The sequence below is a fragment of the Variovorax sp. GW821-FHT10B04 genome (assembly GCF_059415645.1).
The window spans coordinates 119,242-136,049 of the sequence record NZ_JBWKNQ010000006.1; the positions used below are offsets into that span (position 1 = coordinate 119,242).

Annotated in this window: 14 protein-coding genes; 8 read left to right on the forward strand and 6 right to left on the reverse strand. The window is 65.6% G+C overall.

The genetic code is table 11. The annotated features are described in order from the left end of the window. Window positions 1-5: 5 nt before the first annotated feature. From sctR to AC07PZ_RS16810, 5 genes are all read right to left on the reverse strand, one after another. Entirely contained in the window at window positions 6-653 is a 648-nt protein-coding gene (sctR, locus tag AC07PZ_RS16790) for a type III secretion system export apparatus subunit SctR (protein WP_495296254.1), read from the reverse strand. After that, the gene (locus tag AC07PZ_RS16795; protein WP_495296255.1) at window positions 641-1,720 is read right to left on the reverse strand and encodes a FliM/FliN family flagellar motor switch protein; all 1,080 of its coding nucleotides are present in this window, start codon (window positions 1,718-1,720) and stop codon (window positions 641-643) included. Before AC07PZ_RS16795 ends, sctR begins: the two co-directional genes overlap by 13 nt. Before the next feature lie 696 nt (window positions 1,721-2,416). Then, window positions 2,417-4,375 (reverse strand): hypothetical protein, encoded by a 1,959-nt coding sequence (locus AC07PZ_RS16800; RefSeq protein ID WP_495296256.1) that lies wholly within the window; start codon window positions 4,373-4,375, stop codon window positions 2,417-2,419. A gap of 14 nt (window positions 4,376-4,389) precedes the next feature. Further along, a complete protein-coding gene (locus AC07PZ_RS16805) occupies window positions 4,390-7,503 on the reverse strand; it encodes a hypothetical protein (RefSeq protein ID WP_495296257.1) in 3,114 nt (1,037 codons plus the stop codon). A gap of 170 nt (window positions 7,504-7,673) precedes the next feature. Then, window positions 7,674-8,591 carry a LysR family transcriptional regulator gene (locus AC07PZ_RS16810; protein ID WP_495296258.1) on the reverse strand — a complete coding sequence of 306 codons (918 nt, stop codon included), beginning with the start codon at window positions 8,589-8,591 and terminating at the stop codon, window positions 7,674-7,676. A gap of 158 nt (window positions 8,592-8,749) precedes the next feature. On the opposite strand from AC07PZ_RS16810, the gene AC07PZ_RS16815 reads away from it, so the two are divergent. The 8 genes from AC07PZ_RS16815 to AC07PZ_RS16850 all read left to right on the forward strand — a co-directional run bounded on the left by AC07PZ_RS16815 (window position 8,750) and on the right by AC07PZ_RS16850 (window position 15,795). Then, window positions 8,750-9,469, forward strand: coding sequence for a pirin family protein (locus AC07PZ_RS16815; protein WP_495296259.1), 720 nt, complete (start codon window positions 8,750-8,752; stop codon window positions 9,467-9,469). Between the two features lie 143 nt (window positions 9,470-9,612). Then, window positions 9,613-10,266 (forward strand): hydrolase, encoded by a 654-nt coding sequence (locus AC07PZ_RS16820; protein WP_495296260.1) that lies wholly within the window; start codon window positions 9,613-9,615, stop codon window positions 10,264-10,266. 17 nt (window positions 10,267-10,283) lie between these two features. Then, window positions 10,284-10,586: a DUF1427 family protein gene (locus AC07PZ_RS16825; protein ID WP_495296261.1), complete on the forward strand. Its 303-nt coding sequence runs from the start codon at window positions 10,284-10,286 to the stop codon at window positions 10,584-10,586. Between the two features lie 104 nt (window positions 10,587-10,690). Next, window positions 10,691-12,580, forward strand: coding sequence for an amidohydrolase (locus AC07PZ_RS16830; RefSeq protein ID WP_495296464.1), 1,890 nt, complete (start codon window positions 10,691-10,693; stop codon window positions 12,578-12,580). Beyond that, window positions 12,580-12,987, forward strand: coding sequence for a DoxX family protein (locus AC07PZ_RS16835; protein WP_495296262.1), 408 nt, complete (start codon window positions 12,580-12,582; stop codon window positions 12,985-12,987). Before AC07PZ_RS16830 ends, AC07PZ_RS16835 begins: the two co-directional genes overlap by 1 nt. Continuing rightward, window positions 12,980-14,569, forward strand: coding sequence for an MFS transporter (locus AC07PZ_RS16840; protein WP_495296263.1), 1,590 nt, complete (start codon window positions 12,980-12,982; stop codon window positions 14,567-14,569). The genes AC07PZ_RS16835 and AC07PZ_RS16840 overlap by 8 nt, the downstream gene beginning before the upstream one ends. A 65-nt stretch (window positions 14,570-14,634) precedes the next feature. Beyond that, on the forward strand, window positions 14,635-15,456 hold the full coding sequence (locus AC07PZ_RS16845; RefSeq protein WP_495296264.1) for an alpha/beta fold hydrolase: 822 nt from the start codon (window positions 14,635-14,637) through the stop codon (window positions 15,454-15,456). 24 nt (window positions 15,457-15,480) lie between these two features. Further along, window positions 15,481-15,795 carry a GNAT family N-acetyltransferase gene (locus tag AC07PZ_RS16850; protein ID WP_495296265.1) on the forward strand — a complete coding sequence of 105 codons (315 nt, stop codon included), beginning with the start codon at window positions 15,481-15,483 and terminating at the stop codon, window positions 15,793-15,795. Window positions 15,796-15,838: 43 nt separating this feature from the next. On the opposite strand, the gene AC07PZ_RS16855 is transcribed toward AC07PZ_RS16850, so the two are convergent. Beyond that, a complete protein-coding gene (locus AC07PZ_RS16855) occupies window positions 15,839-16,774 on the reverse strand; it encodes an AraC family transcriptional regulator (protein WP_495296266.1) in 936 nt (311 codons plus the stop codon). Window positions 16,775-16,808 lie beyond the last annotated feature (34 nt).

The following is a 16,808-nucleotide window of genomic DNA, read 5'->3' on the forward strand; positions in this document are numbered from 1 at the left end:
CTACCTCACTTGTAGGTGGCCACGAGGCCGTTGAGAAGGATCGACCAGCCGTCCAGGACCACGAACAGCAGCAGCTTGAACGGGATCGCGATGTTGGTGGGCGACGCCTGTTGCAGGCCCAGCGCGACCAAGACGTTGGCGACGATCAGGTCGACGATCACGAAGGCCAGATACAGCAGGAAGCCGATGCGGAATGCTTCGGTGAGCTCGCTCACGACGAAGGCTGGCGCCAACACGAGAAGATCGTCGCTCTTGAGCTTCTCGGCTTGTTCCTTCGGCCATAGCGTCGCGGCGGACTGCATGAAGAACTTGCGCTCGCGCTGATGTGCGTGTTTTGCCAGGAAGCTGCGGAATGGTTCGCGGCCTGCATCGATGGCAGCGGTCATTCGGTCGGTGAAATTATCGGCCCGGCGTGCGTTCACCGCGTCCGACACGACAACGCCCAGTGGTGCGAGGATGTAGATCGTGAGCACCAGCGCGAGTCCGTTGATGACCATGGTGGAAGGCACTTGTTGCACGCCCAGTGCATTGCGGACCAGCGTGAGCACGACGACGATCTTCGTGAAGGAAGTGAGCGTCATCAGCGCGATCGGAGCGAGTCCGAGCGCGCTGATGAGAAGCATCGTCCCGACGACGTCGTTCAAGCCGACCATGTGCTCTCCCCGGCTTCGGTGATTCGCACGCCGAGCTGCCCGCCGATGTTCACGAGCTCTCCCTGTGCGATGGTCCGGCCCTGGCAGCGCAGATGCACGACGGCACCGTCGGTCGGAACAGGCAAGGTCAGTACATCGCCGGCCATCAGTTCCGCGGCTTGTGCAACCGTGAGATCCGGCCCGTCGATCTCGTAGCGGATGTCCATCGGAAGCCTCGACAGCGAAGACAGCGCATGCAGGCTGTCATGTCCTTCCAGCGCGGATTGGGTGCGGGCATGCTCCCGATGGTCATCCATCGCCTGCGCGCCCGCCGCTTCGAACGTGTAATCGGCCTCTTCGCCGAAGGGCTCGGTGATCATGATCTTTTCCTGGTTTTCGATGCGTGCACTTGCCGCCCATGCGCGGCCTCCGGCCGAGGCGATGCGCAGGTGCAGATGGCCGTTCAACCCGCCAAACACCGCATCACCTGGCCGAAGTGCGGCCAGGCGCGCCGCCGGCAACCGGCGGGCACCAAGGACGACACAGGTTCGCAGCGGCCAGCGCATCAGGCGCTCCGACGCAACGGGCAGGCGCGATGCCTGTGCAATTTCCAATGTGCGTGCGAGCGGCTCCGACGCCTGCGTGGGAAGCAGATCGACGTTGAATTCCCCCAAGCGAATCGACACCTGCCTGCAAGCCCGGAGCGGGTTTCCCGCTTCATCTGGCCGGATATCCAGCGGGCCTTCGACGCGGTCTGGCATCCAGCCCGTCGCCCGCAGGTCGGCCAGCATGCCCGCGAGCAGCAGACCCGAAGCGGCATAGCGCCGAACGGCATCGGAGAGTGACTGCAATGGAGAGATGGCCGGCCATTGCGCCGCATCGAGTGCAATGGCCAGTGCGCCTTGCCTGCCATGCAATACAAAGTTCAGGGGCCGGGCGATGGGCGTATCGACGCGCAAGTCCAATCCGCCAGCCACATGTGCCAAGGTGCACCAACCGCGGACGATCTTCAGCCAGCGCAACTGAACGGAGTCCAATGACTCCAGCAGCGGCGAGAGTGCCAAGGTCGAATGCATGGTGATGTCCATGCCCCCACTCTAGGCAGCCGCTCGGTGCATTGCGCCGGATAGGCGAAGACGCGTTCTCGGCTCCGAAGCAATGGACGTCATTGAAGTAACCGACTTGCAATCCACGAATGAATCATCGGAGCTTCGGCAGGGCGGGACTTTCTTCGCATTGCAGGCTGAGGCGCAATGCATCGACACCTACGATTCAGCCATCGTGGTAGGAGAGCCTTGATTGTTCTGCGAAAGCAGGCGTTCGTCGTCAAGGCTCTTGAAAAGCCGAAGTGAATGGATGGAAGACGCCGGTTCGATTCCGGCCAGCTCCACCAACAGGGCCTTGGAAAAGCAGGGCCCTGTTGGTGGGGCTGAAAAGGTTATCGATTCCGTCAGCTGGCCGAGGTTACTGCGCGTCAAATGCCAACATGACGTCAAACATGAGGCAAACAAAGTAACTGCCAACGAGCCGTTCCTTACGATGGTGGCCTAAATCCACCATCGGGGCCCAACCTCCTCACCCGCAGCCGCAAGGCGCCTGGCAACAGAAGCGGGAGAGGTCTTATTTCCCCGCATGCAATCTCGATCTCCGGGTCCGTTCCAAGGGACCGGGATCTCGGACACCTCCCACTTCCATCTCCTCATCGCCAAAGAAAAGCCGCCTGGCAGGTCATGCGAAGCGGCTTTTCAACAGGGATACAGCCGGCCTGCGTGCCGGCTTGGGACTCAAGAGGCGCTGACCCGTCTCTTCTTTGCCATGTCCTCGCCGCCCTCGATCGCAGCCTGGGTGGATTCTTGGTCGCCGGGTGCACTTCGCTTCAAACGACTTCCGGTCGTTGCAGGCATCGGCGTCGATTCATCGACGTGCTTGGTCGTGGTCGTCGCCACTGCGGTCGTCGCGGCATTGGCACCGCTGCTTGCGTTGCCAGGCATTGCTGGCCAATTGTTGGGCACCCGGCGCTTTGGATGACTGTCGATATGCGCCTGGAATGCCTCCAGGTCCTTGTCCATCACATGGCGCTCGTAATAGTCCCCGTCCGCCTTGGCCTTTTTCATGAGTGCTTCGAAATTCTTGTACTCGATCATGTCGAGAACATCAGACGAAAGGCGATCGAAAAGTCCGGCCCTTTTTCCGCTTCGCCCACCTTCTTCTTCAGTCTTCTCCACTGGATCGTTCCCCCAGTTCCGCAAGATTGCATACGTCTCGAGAATCGAATCCCTGGAGCGTGATCCGAGCGTATCGCTACCTACATAGAATCTATCTGGATAGTCCATCATCAAGGCCGCCATCTTGTTGATGTGAACTTCACGATTGGCTATGTCTTCTTGCATGTCGTACGACTCGGCGCCCGGATCGCCCGGCTTGGGAATCAGAGGATTCGGCGAATATTGGCGGGCGGCGACAGTCCATGATGTGTCGAGGCCAAAATTCTTGCGTCTCTCGAGCATGCCGCGAAGCTTGTCTTCATGATCGGGACCAAAGATGGAGAATTTCCCCAGCCCTCCCAAATGCGCCCAAATGAACATCGTTTCGGGGCAGAGTTCGAAGATGAGCTCGATCGCACTGAAATATTCGCCTCCCCCCGGCGAGTTGTTGAGAAGGCAGTTCCGGACGTTGCTCGAATCGCAATGAAAGACGGTGGGTACCCCGGCCCTGCCCATATATTTGAAGATCTTGACGATCGCAGATTCTTCGAACTTCTTCACGCGCGCGGCCAGTTCGTCTCCTGTCAGCGAATCGATCGGCGGACCTGAGAAAAGCTCGTCAAGCATCGCCTGCAGTATCGCGTTCTGCAATTCGACGATTTCCTTCATCCCCGTTAACTCTCCGGCGATATAGAACATTCCTGGAAATGCCTTCTTCAGTTTGATGAACTGAAAGATTGAATTTTCATCGCTCAAGACCAACCCCGTGATGGAAGGCCAGATCCTCGCAGCGAGCTCCGGATCCGTTTGCCGAAGCTCGAGCATTGCAAAGCCCAATTCCCAATCGACGCCTGTGTCCGGATACTGCGCGGTCTTTCCCAGTTCGTCGTAGTCCGCCAATGTCATGGGTCTGAGCCCATCTCGAAGATCGTCGGGCACGTAGTACGTCTTGCCAAGAGGCAACCCCGTGTTGCCGCAGCACAGGATCATCATGGGATCGGGCCGATGTTTATCCTCATCCTCACGCCTCTTGCCACCAATCACCTTCGTCGGAATACCCATCAGTACGAAAGGACCGATGCCGGCATCATCCAGAAATTTTGCCTGCTCTCGCAGGTTTCCCGCCAAGGTCAGCGTCGGCTTGTAGACTTGTTGCGCCGCGTAGCCGCTCGCCATATGGTTGTGTATGTCGGTCCCGCCCTGTGTCTGCGTCGCGATTTCGTTGGTCTCCACTCTCCGTTCGACATCCGGCTTTTTCTCGCCTCGCAGTGCCGGCACTTCGTCGACCGTCGGATTCATGCCTGTCTGGGTGATCTTCCCCACGGGCGCGCCGAATATCGGTTGGCTCGCCGAGGCGTATCCGCCCGGTCCACCAGGACTGCCGGTGGCGGTTCCGCCGGCCTGGGTCAGTTGCTGGAAGTGCGCGTTCCCCTGAACACTTCGCTTCTCGCTGCTCTTCGGTTTCTCATCCTGCTTCGGTGGATTGACTTCGACGGACGAGGCGTCGGACTTCGCCTTCGGGATCGGGCTGATGGACATGGTTTCCTTCCTGGTTAGAGATATGTGTGAACGACATTCCTGGCCGGCGCCTCCTGAGCGATCAGCGCCGCGCGCTGCCTCGAAGCCTCGACACGTTCGGTGTGCTGGATGGCCAGCACCAGCCTCGGACCCTTGGTCCGGGATTCCTGGTTCAGGTCCAGCGCCCACAACGACCGCGGATCCCAATTGGCTGGAAGGTTCAGCACCCGGGTGACCTCGCCCTCGAGCCGTCTGATCTGCGCGGCCTCGCGGTCCGTCGGCGGGCGGTCGGGCGGCGTGAATGTCGCCTTCAGCGCGCGGTAGTAGTCGATCGACTTCGCGGCCTCGGTGGTGAGCCGGCGCCGCTCGCCGTAGGTCACGTTGCCACGCTTGTCGTCGCGCAGGAGCTGGGTCAGAAACTCGTCCAGACGGCGCTGCGCCTCCGGCCCGCCGCCCAGCGCGGCCACCCATTCGGCCCTGCCCGCATTGATGTGCCGGGCAAAGTCTTTCGCCTTGGCGAACTCCGTGTCCTTGACCGAGTAGTCGGCATCGACGCATCCAGCGTCGGTGACCATCCTGAACGTCACGCCGTTGCCGCCACGCAAGACCGACGCGTTGACGGTACCCAGGTTGGCCGACGGAAGGCTGATCCCCTGCACCTTTCCGAAGTCGCCCGCGTTTCGGCCCAGTTGCCCGGCCTTGACGCCGGGAGCGACGCCAGTCAGGCCGGCGGACGCGGACAGGCTGTGCCCGGCGCTGTTCACGTTCAGCTGCACCTTGCGCGCACCGGACTCGTCATGGCGGCGCGTCTCGCTCTGGATGTTCTTGCCGAACCCCAAGGACGCGCCCGGCCCCGCCATGAGGCCGCCGCCGTCGCCCACGCGCGCCATGGCGCCGAGCTGGCCGGAAGCACCCAACCCCTTCTGACCAAGGTCATGGTCTCCGACGCTGACGTTCGGATCCTTGTAGAAACTGGCGGCCATGGCGTTCCACATCGACCGCGCATCCGGCGGCGCATTTCCGTCGGCACCCACGGTCATGACGTCGTAGACGTGCAGCAGCTTTTCACGCCATGCATTCGGATCGGTCGACCCGATGGTGTCCATGCGCGTGCGCACCACCGCCGCATTCCAATGCGTGGCGTCGCCCTGGACCCCCAGTCCCGCCGACAAGCCGGCGTTCGCATAGTCGGCCAGCTTGTAGCCCAGGGACGCGCTGAGCGCCGCACTGGCGCCGATGCCCGGGCCGGCGCCGACGAATATCTCCCCGCCATGCACGTTGGACCCACCACCGATCTGCACGGTCTTGGTACCGGCCAGACTGACCGAAGGGCCGATGCCCACCCCTGGCAGGCCGAGCGCGTTCAGCGCCCCCACCGCGATGCCCGGCACCGACGCATCGACGCCGGTATTGGACATCGTCGTGAAGCGAACGTTGTAGGTCGCCCGCGTGTCGTTGATGGCCTGCCGAAACGTGCTGCGAACTTGCGCCACCGTGGGATGCCGAACCGTCGTGTCGCCCCGGTTGCGCAGCCCATGGAAGTCGACCATTGCCGTTGCCAGCGTCTTCCCGCCCGGGCCCGTCGACGCATTCGCATCGATACCTTCCTGACGGACGAGGTGGTCGAGCAGATCCACATCGAGTTCACGCAAGCGCTTGAGTTCAGGTCGCTCCATCACCACCGACGCGGGCACGTTCAATTGGACCGCCACATCGTGGGCAATCCGCTTTCGCATCTCGCGATGAACGTGCAGCGGTCCTTTCCAGCCCTCACGCACGATCGCCATCTTCCAATGGCGCACAGTTGCGGCGGCGATCGATTTACGGATGGTCGTATCGTCCGGGCGCCGATGGGCGGGGAGCGCACCGAGTTGCGCATTCAATTGATCGATGACTGCGTCCATTGCCAAGGTTCGCAGTGCCAGGTCGTCTTCCGGATGCCTGGTCTTGGAGCCCGCTGTGCCCAGCTTCATCAAGGGGTTGAACGGCGACTTGTCCATGCCGAAGCCGCGCTTGATGCTCCCGCCGACACGGTCCAGCCCTCGCTCGGTCGCCCGTTCCATGTAGGTGTTGAGCTTGTAGAGACGCTCCGAAGTCGCCTGAAGCTGATGCTCAGTGACGATGCCGTTGCGGAAGGCGAAATAGGCCTGCCGTTGGGCGGGCGCCAATGCCGTTTCCGCGTCGTTCAACAAGGCATTCGCAGCGAGCAGTGCATCGGGCACGATCGGATCGCTCCTCAGGATCGCCGCGGGAATGGATGCACCCAGCCGATCTTCCGGCGCCTCCTGCCTGGCAGCGGCGATCTCGCGGGCGACGGCCATGCAATCGCCCAGCGTAGAAGGCCTCAAGTGCGGCGGCAGCGCATTGCAGAGCATGTCGGCCGCCAGCATCCGTTGACGGAAGGCATCCTTGCGCACGGCTTCCAGTGTGGGATCCGTATGCACCGCGCCGCGCAGTTGCGAAGATTGCAGTTGCCACAGGCAGGAGATGCCCGGACCGAGGCATCTGGCCAGCGTCCGTTCCACCTCGAAAGCCACCCCGGACGCGTGTCCGGCTTGCAGCTCGGCGAGTATCGAGGCCGCCTGAACGGGATTGCGGCGACTGAAGCGCGACAGGATCTCCGCCATCAACATCGGCCGCTCGAATGGCAACGAGTCATTGGTGCCGAAGACATCGACGAGTGCATGCCAGAGTGCGGCTCCGGCCGCACGCTCTGCCGGCGTATGGGCGCCGGCGAAGAGTTCGTGGAATCTCGCAAGCGCAGTCTCGTGGGATTCCCCGGTCCGGTCCGCCGCCGGGGATGTCGGCTTCGCACCGCCCGTTGCGGCTGCGGCGCGCGCCTCTCGTCGCAGCGCACGCCGACTGACTTTCGCCTCCTCATCGGGAAGCCGCAGCGAGTCGGGATCGAGCGCCGGCTTCCCTTTCGCAACCTCTGCGCGTTGCGACGCACCGCCAAAGATGAGGGTGTTGGCCGACGTCACGGTGGGCCGCAGTTTTCCTTTGACCCATCCGAGAACACCCTGGGACTCCTCGGGTCGGACATTGGACACCGGCGGCTGCGGCGGTATCCGAGGGCCGGACTGCGGTGATATCGGCTGCGCGTCAACCACTGGTGGTGTCCGCTCGGCGCGCCCGTTGACCATGACCATGCATACCTTTCGCCATCTCCCGGCATGGAGACCACGAAACGAAGATTAGGAGTTGCCTCGCGCGCCAGCAGCCATGTGCGCGAACGGATGTCGCGATTCCCGAATTCGTGCGGGACTCAGGGAAACGGCAAGGCTTCGACGCCGGCTGTCCGCTCGCCGAGCGCTACCGTTCAAGGCATCCAGATCGACCGTGGCAGCAATGCCGGAATCAACGGCCGGCTCAGCTGCTGCTGCCACCACTTGAGTGCCTGACCTGCCGAGCCGGTCTTCCATGCCAGCCAGAAAGGCTCCGGCAGGCGCGGCTCCTCGGTGGCCAGCTCGACCAGCGTGCCGCGCGCGAGTTCGAGCTCGATGCAGGCGCGCGGCAGGTAGCCATGGCCGAGGCCGCCGACCTGGCAGGCGATCTTCGCGGCCATCGACGGCACCGTGATGCGCTGCTGCCCAGCGAGCAGGCCGACCGTGCGGTCCGACAGCGTGCGCGCGCTGTCGCCCACCACGATCGCGTTGTGGCCCAGCAGGTCGCCGCGCTGCAGCGGGCGCTTCAGTTGCGCCAGCGGATGCAGCGGCGCCACGCAGAAGGCGAACTCGAGGCTGCCGACCGTCACGGCCTGATACCCGCCGCCGGCCGGACCTTCGCCCGCCGCGATGACGATGTCGGCACGCCCTTCGCGCAGCGCTTCCCAGCTGCCGGTCAGCGCCTCGCAGCCGATGCGCAGGCGGGTGCCGCAGCGCAGGTCCTCGAAGGCACGGATGTCGTCGATCAGCGCCTGCGTGGGAATCAGCGAGTCGTGCACCAGCCGCAGTTCCGACTCGAAGCCGGTCGCGATCTGCCGCATGCGCGATTCGAGGTCCCCCGCAGCGCCCAGCAGCCAGCGGCCCTCGCGCAGCATCTCTTCGCCTGCGGGCGTCAGGCTCACGCGCGGCCCGTTGCGCTCGAAGAGCAGCATGCCGAGCTGTTCCTCCAGCTTGCCGACGGCATAGGAAATGGTGGACGGCACCTTGTTCAGGCGCGACGCGGCAGCGGCAAAGGAACCGTGCCGTGCAATGGCATCGACGACCTCGATGGCCTCCAGGCTGAGCTTGAGCATGGTCGAAACGCCTCCGAATGAAGAATCGAAAAATTCGATCATAAGCCTGCAAACGTTTCGTCAACGAGCCCTCTCTGGCCGCCGATGATTCATACATGCATTGGAGATCTTCTCCGATGTCGATCATGAATTCAATCGAACCTCAGAAAGGACCCATCATGTTGGAACTTCGCAGCGCAGACGCCCGTGGACGTGCAGACTTCGGCTGGCTCAAGTCGGCGCACACCTTCTCCTTCGGCCATTACCACGACGTCAAGCAGCAGGGCTTTTCCGACCTGCTGGTCATCAACGACGACCGCGTGAGTCCGGGCCGCGGCTTCGGCACGCATCCGCACCGTGACATGGAGATCTTCTCGTACGTGCTGGAAGGCGCGCTCGAGCACAAGGACTCGATGGGCACCGGCTCGGTGATCCGCCCCGGCGACGTGCAGATGATGAGCGCCGGCACCGGCGTGCGCCACAGCGAGTTCAATTCGTCCGCCAGCGACCCGCTGCACTTCCTGCAGATCTGGATCGTGCCGAATGCCCGCGGCGTGGCGCCGCGCTACCAGCAGGTTCACTTCTCGGCCGAAGAAAAGCGCGGCCAGCTGCGGCTGATCATCTCGCCCGAAGGCACCGATGGATCGCTCGCGGTGCACCAGGACGCCCGTGTCTACGCCGGCCTGTTCGATGGCGAAGAGAGCGCTGAACTGCCGCTCGGCAACGACCGCAACGGCTATGTGCACGTGGCGCGCGGCAGCGTCGAGGTCAATGGCCGCCGGCTGTCCGAAGGCGACGGCGCCCGCGTGCGCGGCGAGCAGCGCGTGCGCTTCTCCAACGGCGAGGACGCCGAAGTGCTGCTGTTCGACCTGCGGCCGAACGAACAGCCCGCGCTCTGAGCACCAAGGCCCGGGCGACAAATGTCCAAAGGGCCTCCCGAATCGACAAGACAGGCGGACGCATCGCCATGACGATGCGGTCCGCGCCCGCATCCCCCGTTTCCTTTTCATTTTTTCCCTGTTCATTTCAACGGAGCTTTTCCATGTCCATCCAAGCCACCCCGACCGCCGGCGCCAAGCTGCTCACGCCCAAGGACCACACGCTGGTCATGATCGACTTCCAGTCGCAGATGGCCTTTGCCACGCACTCGATCGAGGCCATCACGCTGCGCAACAACGCCGCGCTCGTGGCCAACGCGGCGGCCGGCTTCGGCGTGCCGACCATCCTCACGACCGTGGCCGAGAAGAGCTTCTCCGGCCCGATGTTCAGCGAGATCACCGACGCATTCCCGGGCCAGAAGATGCTCGACCGCACCTCGATGAACACCTGGGAAGACGCGGCCGTGATCGACCGCGTCAACGAGATCGGCAAGAAGCGCATCGTGCTGTCGGGCCTGTGGACCGGCGTGTGCATCGTCGGCCCGGCCCTGTCGGCGATCGACCAGGGCTTCGAGGTGTACGTGCTGGCCGACGCCTGCGGCGACGTGTCCGCCGAAGCCCACAACCGCGCGATGGACCGCATGGTGCAGGCCGGCGCGCAGCCGATGACGTCGCTGCAGTACCTGCTCGAACTGCAACGCGACTGGGCGCGCACCGACACCTACGAAATGACCACCGGCATCGCGAAGAAGTTCGGCGGCGCCTATGGCCTGGGCGTGACCTACGCCAAGACCATGTTCGGCGCGCACGAAGGCTGAACCCGGCGGTGCGCAAGATGAAGCCCTACGTCCTGTCGCTTGCGCTCGGCCTGCTGGTCGGCGTGATCTACGCACTCTTCCAGGTGCGCTCGCCGGCGCCGCCGGTCATCGCCCTGGTGGGGCTTCTGGGCATCCTGCTCGGCGAGCAGATCCCGCCGCTCCTCAAGAGCCTCGTGCGCCCGCAGGCCGCTGCGACCTCCTGGCTGCACCATCAGGTGAAGCCGCACATGTTCGGCGAGTTGCCGCAGTGCACGCCCACGGCGAAGATCGCGCAGCCCGAGGCCGCGGCCCCCGCCTCCAGGCCCCGGGAGGACGCATGAACGACGACTTCGACGCCCAGCGTCGCCGACTGTGCCTGGGCACGCTCGGCGCCGCCCTCGCCGGCCCTGCGCTGGCCCAACCCAACGCTTCAAGGAAACCCGGCATGGCCGACACCTCTCCTCCCGACCTGATCCTCCACCACGGCCGCTTCACCACGCTGGACCGCGCCAACCCGATCGCCAGCGCCGTGGCCATCAAGGACGGCCGCTTCGTGCGCGTCGGCCGTGACGACGAAGTGCTGCCGCTGGCCGGCGCCGGCACGCGCGTCGTCGACCTGCTGGGCAAGCCGGTGCTGCCGGGCCTGATCGACAACCACCTGCACATCATCCGCGGCGGCCTCAACTACAACCTCGAACTGCGCTGGGACGGCGTGCGCAGCCTGGCCGATGCCATGGGCATGCTCAAGCGCCAGGTCGCGATCACGCCCGCACCGCAGTGGGTGCGCGTGGTCGGCGGCTTCACCGAGCACCAGTTCGCGGAGAAGCGGCTGCCGACCATTGCCGAGCTGAACGCGGTCGCACCCGACACGCCGGTCTTCCTGCTGCATCTGTATGACCGCGCCCTGCTCAACGGCGCCGCGCTGCGCGCCGTCGGCTACACCAGGGACACGCCCGCGCCGCCCGGCGGCGAGATCGTGCGCGACGCCGCGGGCAACCCGACCGGCCTGCTGCTGGCCAAGCCCAATGCGTCGATCCTGTACGCCACGCTGGCCAAGGGGCCGAAGCTGCCGCTCGACTACCAGGTCAACTCGACACGCCACTTCATGCGCGACCTGAACCGCCTGGGCGTGACCGGCGCCATCGACGCGGGCGGCGGCTTCCAGAACTACCCCGAGGACTACCAGGTGATCCAGCAGCTGGCCGATGCCGGCCAGCTCACCATCCGCCTGGCCTACAACCTGTTCACGCAGAAGCCCAAGCAGGAGAAGCAGGACTTCCTGAACTGGACGTCGACCTCGAAATACAAGCAGGGCGACGACTACTTCCGCCACAACGGCGCCGGCGAGATGCTGGTGTTCTCCGCGGCCGACTTCGAGGACTTCCGCCAGCCGCGCCCCGACATGGCGCCGGAGATGGAAGGCGAGCTGGAAGAAGTCGTGCGGGTGCTGGTACAGAACAAGTGGCCGTGGCGCCTGCATGCGACCTACGACGAGACGATCGAGCGCGCGCTCGACGTGTTCGAGAAGGTGAACCGCGACACGCCACTGGCCGGCCTGAACTGGTTCTTCGACCACTGCGAGACGATCTCCGAGAAATCGATCGACCGCATCGCGGCACTCGGCGGCGGCATCGCGGTGCAGCACCGCATGGCCTACCAGGGCGAGTACTTCGTCGAGCGCTACGGCGCCGGCGCGGCCGAGGCCACGCCACCGGTCAAGCGCATGCTCGAGAAGGGCGTGAAGGTTTCGGCCGGCACCGACGCGACGCGCGTCGCCTCGTACAACCCGTGGGTGTCGCTGTCGTGGCTGGTCACCGGCCGGACCGTGGGCGGACTGCAGCTCTACCCGCAGCGCAACTGCCTGGACCGCGAAGCCGCGCTGCGCATGTGGACCGAGAACGTGACCTGGTTCTCCAACGAGGTCGGCAAGAAGGGCCGCATCGAGGCCGGCCAGCTGGCCGACCTGGTCGTGCCCGACCGCGACTTCTTCAGCTGCCCCGAGTCCGACATCGCCGACACCACCGCGCTGCTGACGATGGTCGGCGGCAAGGTGGTCTATGGCGCCGGCCCGTTCCAGCCGCTCGACGAGGGCACGCCGCCGCCGGCCATGCCGGACTGGTCGCCCGCGCGCACCTTCGGCGGCTACGGCGCCTGGGCCGATACCGAAGGCCGGCCGCTGCAGTCCAGCCTGAAGCGCATGGCGGCGGACTGCGCCTGCGCCAACGACTGCAACGTGCACGGCCACCAGCATGCGACGGCATGGAGCAGCAAGCTGCCGATCGCCGACCTGAAGAGCTTTTGGGGCGCATTGGGTTGCGCCTGCTGGGCCGTCTGATGAACGCCATCACACGTCTCTTCACCGCCAACGTGGTGCGCTGGTTCGCTCTGCTGTTCCTGTGCGCGGCCTACCTGCAGGGCGGCTTCAACAAGGCGACCGACTTCGGTTCGGCCATCGCCGAGATGAACCACTTCGGCCTGTCGCCTGCCGCGCCGATGGCCGCGGCCGTGATCGTCTTCGAGTTCGGTGCCGCGCTGATGATCCTCACCGGCTTCTACCGCTGGCTCGGCGCGCTCGGGCTGGCCGGCTTCACGCTGATGGCGACCTTCGTAGCCAACCGCTTCTGGGAGATACCCATGCCCGACCGCTTCATGGTTGCCAACGCCTTCTTCGAACACTGGGGGCTGGTCGGCGGCTTCCTGCTGGTCGCCTGGCACGACCTGCGGGAGCGTTCGCATGACTGACGCCGTGCAGAAACCCGCGGCGACCGGCGCCTTCGCGCCGCTGCGCCAGCCCGTGTTCGCGGTGCTGTGGGCAGCGACCGTGCTCGGCAACATCGGCAGCTTCATGCGCGACGTCGCCAGCTCCTGGCTGGTGACCGACCTGTCGGCCAGCCCGACCGCCGTGGCGCTGATCCAGACGGCGGCCACGCTGCCGATCTTCCTGCTCGCCATACCGGCCGGCGTGCTGTCGGACATCCTCGACCGGCGGCGCTTCCTGATCTTCGTGCAGCTGGTGCTCGCCGGCGTGAGCGGCACGCTGCTCGTGCTGTCGCACACCGGCGCGCTGACGGTCGAATACCTGATCGCCCTGACCTTCGTCGGCGGCATCGGCGCCGCGTTGATGGGGCCGACCTGGCAGTCGATCGTGCCGGAGCTGGTGCCGCGCTCGGACCTGAAGAGCGCGGTCGCGCTGAACTCGCTGGGCATCAACATCGCGCGCTCGATCGGCCCGGCCGCGGGCGGCCTGATCCTCGCGAGCTTCGGCGCGGCCATGACCTATGGCGCGGACGTGCTGAGCTACGTGTTCGTGATCGCCGCGCTGCTGTGGTGGCGCCGGCCGGCACCGGTCGACAGCAACCTGTCGGAGAACTTCCTCGGAGCCTTCCGCGCCGGCCTGCGCTACACGCGCGCCAGCAAGGAGCTGCACGTGGTGCTGCTGCGCGCGGCGGTGTTCTTCCTGTTCGCGAGTTCGGTCTGGGCGCTGCTGCCGCTGGTCGCACGCCAGATGCTCGGCGGCACGGCGGGCTTCTACGGCGTGCTGCTCGGCGCGGTCGGCGCCGGCGCGATCGGTGGTGCACTGGTGATGCCGCGGCTGCGCGCCAGGCTCGATGCCGACGGCATGATGCTGCTGGCATCGGTGCTCACCGCCGCCGTCATGGGTGCGCTGGTGTTCGCGCCGCCGAAGTGGCTGGCGGTGCTGCTGCTGCTGGTGCTCGGCCTGGGCTGGATCGTCGCGCTGACCACGCTCAACGGCGTGGCCCAGTCGATCCTGCCGAACTGGGTGCGCGGCCGCGGACTGGCCGTGTACCTCACCGTGTTCAACGGCGCGATGGCGGCGGGCAGCCTCGGCTGGGGTCTGGTCGCGCAGGAGATCGGCGTGCCCGCCACGCTGGTCGTCGGCGCCATCGGCCTGGTGGTGGTCGGCCTGCTGTTCCACCGCGTGAAGCTGCCGAGCGGCGAGTCCGACCTGCAGGCGTCCAACCACTGGCCCGAACCGCTGCTGACCGAGCCGGTCGCACACGACCGTGGCCCCGTGATGATCCAGGTCGAATACCGCATCCGCAAGCTCGACCGGCCGGCCTTCATCCAGGCGATGCAGCGCCTGTCGCACGAGCGGCGCCGCGACGGCGCCTATGCCTGGGGCCTGCAGGAACACACCGGCGATCCGGAGCGCGTGATGGAGTGGTTCCTGGTCGAGTCCTGGGCCGAGCACCTGCGCCAGCATCACCGCGTGTCGAACGCCGACGCCGATCTGCAGAGCGAAGCCCTGCGCTTCCACATCGGGCCCGACAAGCCCGAGGTGCATCACTTCCTGGCGCTCTGAGCCACGGGCGCCCGACTTTCGTCATCCGCTTTCTTCACCGTTTTCATCCACCACCTGGAATCACCATGACCACACTCACCCTCCGCGACGGCACCGAGCTCTACTACAAGGACTGGGGATCGGGCCAGCCCATCGTCTTCAGCCATGGCTGGCCGCTCAGCGCCGACATGTGGGACGCCCAGATGCTGTTCTTCGCGCAGCGCGGCTACCGCACGATCGCGTTCGACCGCCGCGGCTTCGGCCGTTCGAGCCAGCCCTGGACCGGCTACGACTACGACACCTTCGCCGACGACCTCGCCGAACTGATCGAGACACTCGACCTGAAGGACGTCGTGCTCGCCGGCTTCTCGATGGGCGGTGGCGATGTCACGCGCTACATCGCACGCAAGGGCTCGGCGCGTGTTGCCAAGCTCGCACTGATCAGCGCCGTCACGCCGCTGTTCGTGAAGACCGCCGACCATCAAGCCGGCCCCGACGCGTCGCTGTTCGCCGGCATCCGCGCCGGCCTGGAGGCCGACCGCCCGCAGTTCCTCGACGACTTCAGCACGCTCTTCTACGGCACCAACCGGCCCGGCGCGAAGGTGTCGCAGGGCGTCTTCAAGCAGACGCTGCAGATCGCACTGCAGGCTTCGATCAAGGCCACGATCGATTGCGTGACGGCGTTCTCGGAAACCGACTTCCGCCCCGACATGGCCAAGATCGACGTGCCGACCCTGGTGATCCACGGCGACGACGACCAGGTGGTTCCGTTCGAGGCCACCGGCAAGCTCGCAGCCGAGATGATCAAGGACAGCCGTCTCGAGGTCTATGCGGGCGCACCGCACGCGACCTGCATGACGCACAAGGACCAGGTGAACGCCGACCTGCTCGCGTTCATCCAGGGCTGAGATCCCGCGAGGCACCTTGAAACCATGACCGACGAACTCCCGATCGCCGTTCACGACAACCCGGCCCGGCACCGCTTCGAGGCCGAGTACCAGGGTGAGGTGGCCGTCGCGGTCTACGCGCTGGAAGGCGCGCAGATCACCTTCATCCACACGATCGTGCCGGAGGCCCTGCGCGGCCACGGCATCGCGACGCTGCTGGTGCTGGCGGGCCTTGCGTCCGCGCGCGAACGCGGGCTGCAGGTGATCCCGCGCTGCCCGGTGTTCGCGGCGTACATGCGCGGCCACGCCGAAACGCACGACCTGCTGGCGCCCGAGGGCCGCGTGCTGCTCGGGCTCTGAGCTTCGACACGGCCGACGCCCCGGGCGCCGGCCGTTTGCCGCGTCAGCGCCCGACGCGCATCGTGCGCCGCCAGGTTCCCGGCGGCGTGCCCGTGCACTTCGAGAAGGCGCGCGTGAAATGGCTCTGGTCGGAGAAGCCGCACTCGGCCGCGATCTGGGCCAGCGGGCGCTTGAAATCCATGAGCAGCGTGCGCGCACGCTCCATGCGCTGCGCGGTCAGCCACTGGTGCGGCGTCTGGCCGGTCGTTTCGCGGAAGGCATGGATGAAGTAGCTGCGCGAGAGCGCACAGGCATCGGCGATCTCGGCGACCGAGATGCTGCCGTCCATCCTGCTGCGCAGCATCTCCTTGGCCCGCGCCTCGTGCGCGCGCGACAGCAGCCGCCTGGCCTTCGGTGGCGACTTCGGCCCCTCCGCGTAGCTCGACACCAGGTAGCTGCCCATCGCAACGCTCATCTGGTCGACGAAGAGCATGCTGGCGTCGCCCGGGTTCTCCAGCGCGGGCGTGAGCGCCCAGGCCAGATTGGCCAGCACCTCGTCCTTCTGGCCGGCGACCCGCGCCAGCCCGCAGGCGCGCGCACCGCCCTCTTCGATGGCGCGCTCGACCGCTGCAGGCGACAGCTCGACGAGCACGAAATCGAACGCACTCTGGATGTCGGCACGGTAGCGCTCGGAGAAGTCGCGGATGTAGATCGAGCCGCGACCGAACTGATGTGCCGAGGCATGGTGCGCATGAAGAATGCGCCGGCTGTGCCCGTCGCCGAGCGAGATGCCCACCAGCACGCCGCGCCCGCTCGCGGCCGTCTCGACCTGATGGAGCTGCGCGCTCTCGGATGTCTTGCGGTAGATCTTCACGCCGTCGACCGACAGGGTCTGGTCGCGGCGCAACTGCTGCGCCTGGCAGCCCAGGCTGTCTGCTGCGGCGCCGACCTGCGGAAGGGATGCGTGACGGGCGGGGATGGCACGGGCTTCGGCGCGCATGGATGTCGGCAGCAACTCGGTTTTGAATGGAACA

What these genes read in the sequence shown, in the direction of transcription:
- AC07PZ_RS16820 (WP_495296260.1), top strand. Translation starts at nt 9,613, where the DNA reads ATGTCCATCCAAGCCACCCCGACCGCCGGCGCCAAGCTGCTCACGCCC.
- AC07PZ_RS16800 (WP_495296256.1), bottom strand. Translation starts at nt 4,375, where the DNA reads ATGTCCATCAGCCCGATCCCGAAGGCGAAGTCCGACGCCTCGTCCGTC.
- AC07PZ_RS16840 (WP_495296263.1), top strand. Translation starts at nt 12,980, where the DNA reads ATGACTGACGCCGTGCAGAAACCCGCGGCGACCGGCGCCTTCGCGCCG.
- AC07PZ_RS16845 (WP_495296264.1), top strand. Translation starts at nt 14,635, where the DNA reads ATGACCACACTCACCCTCCGCGACGGCACCGAGCTCTACTACAAGGAC.
- AC07PZ_RS16835 (WP_495296262.1), top strand. Translation starts at nt 12,580, where the DNA reads ATGAACGCCATCACACGTCTCTTCACCGCCAACGTGGTGCGCTGGTTC.
- AC07PZ_RS16805 (WP_495296257.1), bottom strand. Translation starts at nt 7,503, where the DNA reads ATGGTCATGGTCAACGGGCGCGCCGAGCGGACACCACCAGTGGTTGAC.
- AC07PZ_RS16825 (WP_495296261.1), top strand. Translation starts at nt 10,284, where the DNA reads ATGAAGCCCTACGTCCTGTCGCTTGCGCTCGGCCTGCTGGTCGGCGTG.
- AC07PZ_RS16855 (WP_495296266.1), bottom strand. Translation starts at nt 16,774, where the DNA reads ATGCGCGCCGAAGCCCGTGCCATCCCCGCCCGTCACGCATCCCTTCCG.
- AC07PZ_RS16815 (WP_495296259.1), top strand. Translation starts at nt 8,750, where the DNA reads ATGTTGGAACTTCGCAGCGCAGACGCCCGTGGACGTGCAGACTTCGGC.
- AC07PZ_RS16810 (WP_495296258.1), bottom strand. Translation starts at nt 8,591, where the DNA reads ATGCTCAAGCTCAGCCTGGAGGCCATCGAGGTCGTCGATGCCATTGCA.
- AC07PZ_RS16795 (WP_495296255.1), bottom strand. Translation starts at nt 1,720, where the DNA reads ATGGACATCACCATGCATTCGACCTTGGCACTCTCGCCGCTGCTGGAG.
- AC07PZ_RS16830 (WP_495296464.1), top strand. Translation starts at nt 10,691, where the DNA reads ATGGCCGACACCTCTCCTCCCGACCTGATCCTCCACCACGGCCGCTTC.
- sctR (WP_495296254.1), bottom strand. Translation starts at nt 653, where the DNA reads ATGGTCGGCTTGAACGACGTCGTCGGGACGATGCTTCTCATCAGCGCG.
- AC07PZ_RS16850 (WP_495296265.1), top strand. Translation starts at nt 15,481, where the DNA reads ATGACCGACGAACTCCCGATCGCCGTTCACGACAACCCGGCCCGGCAC.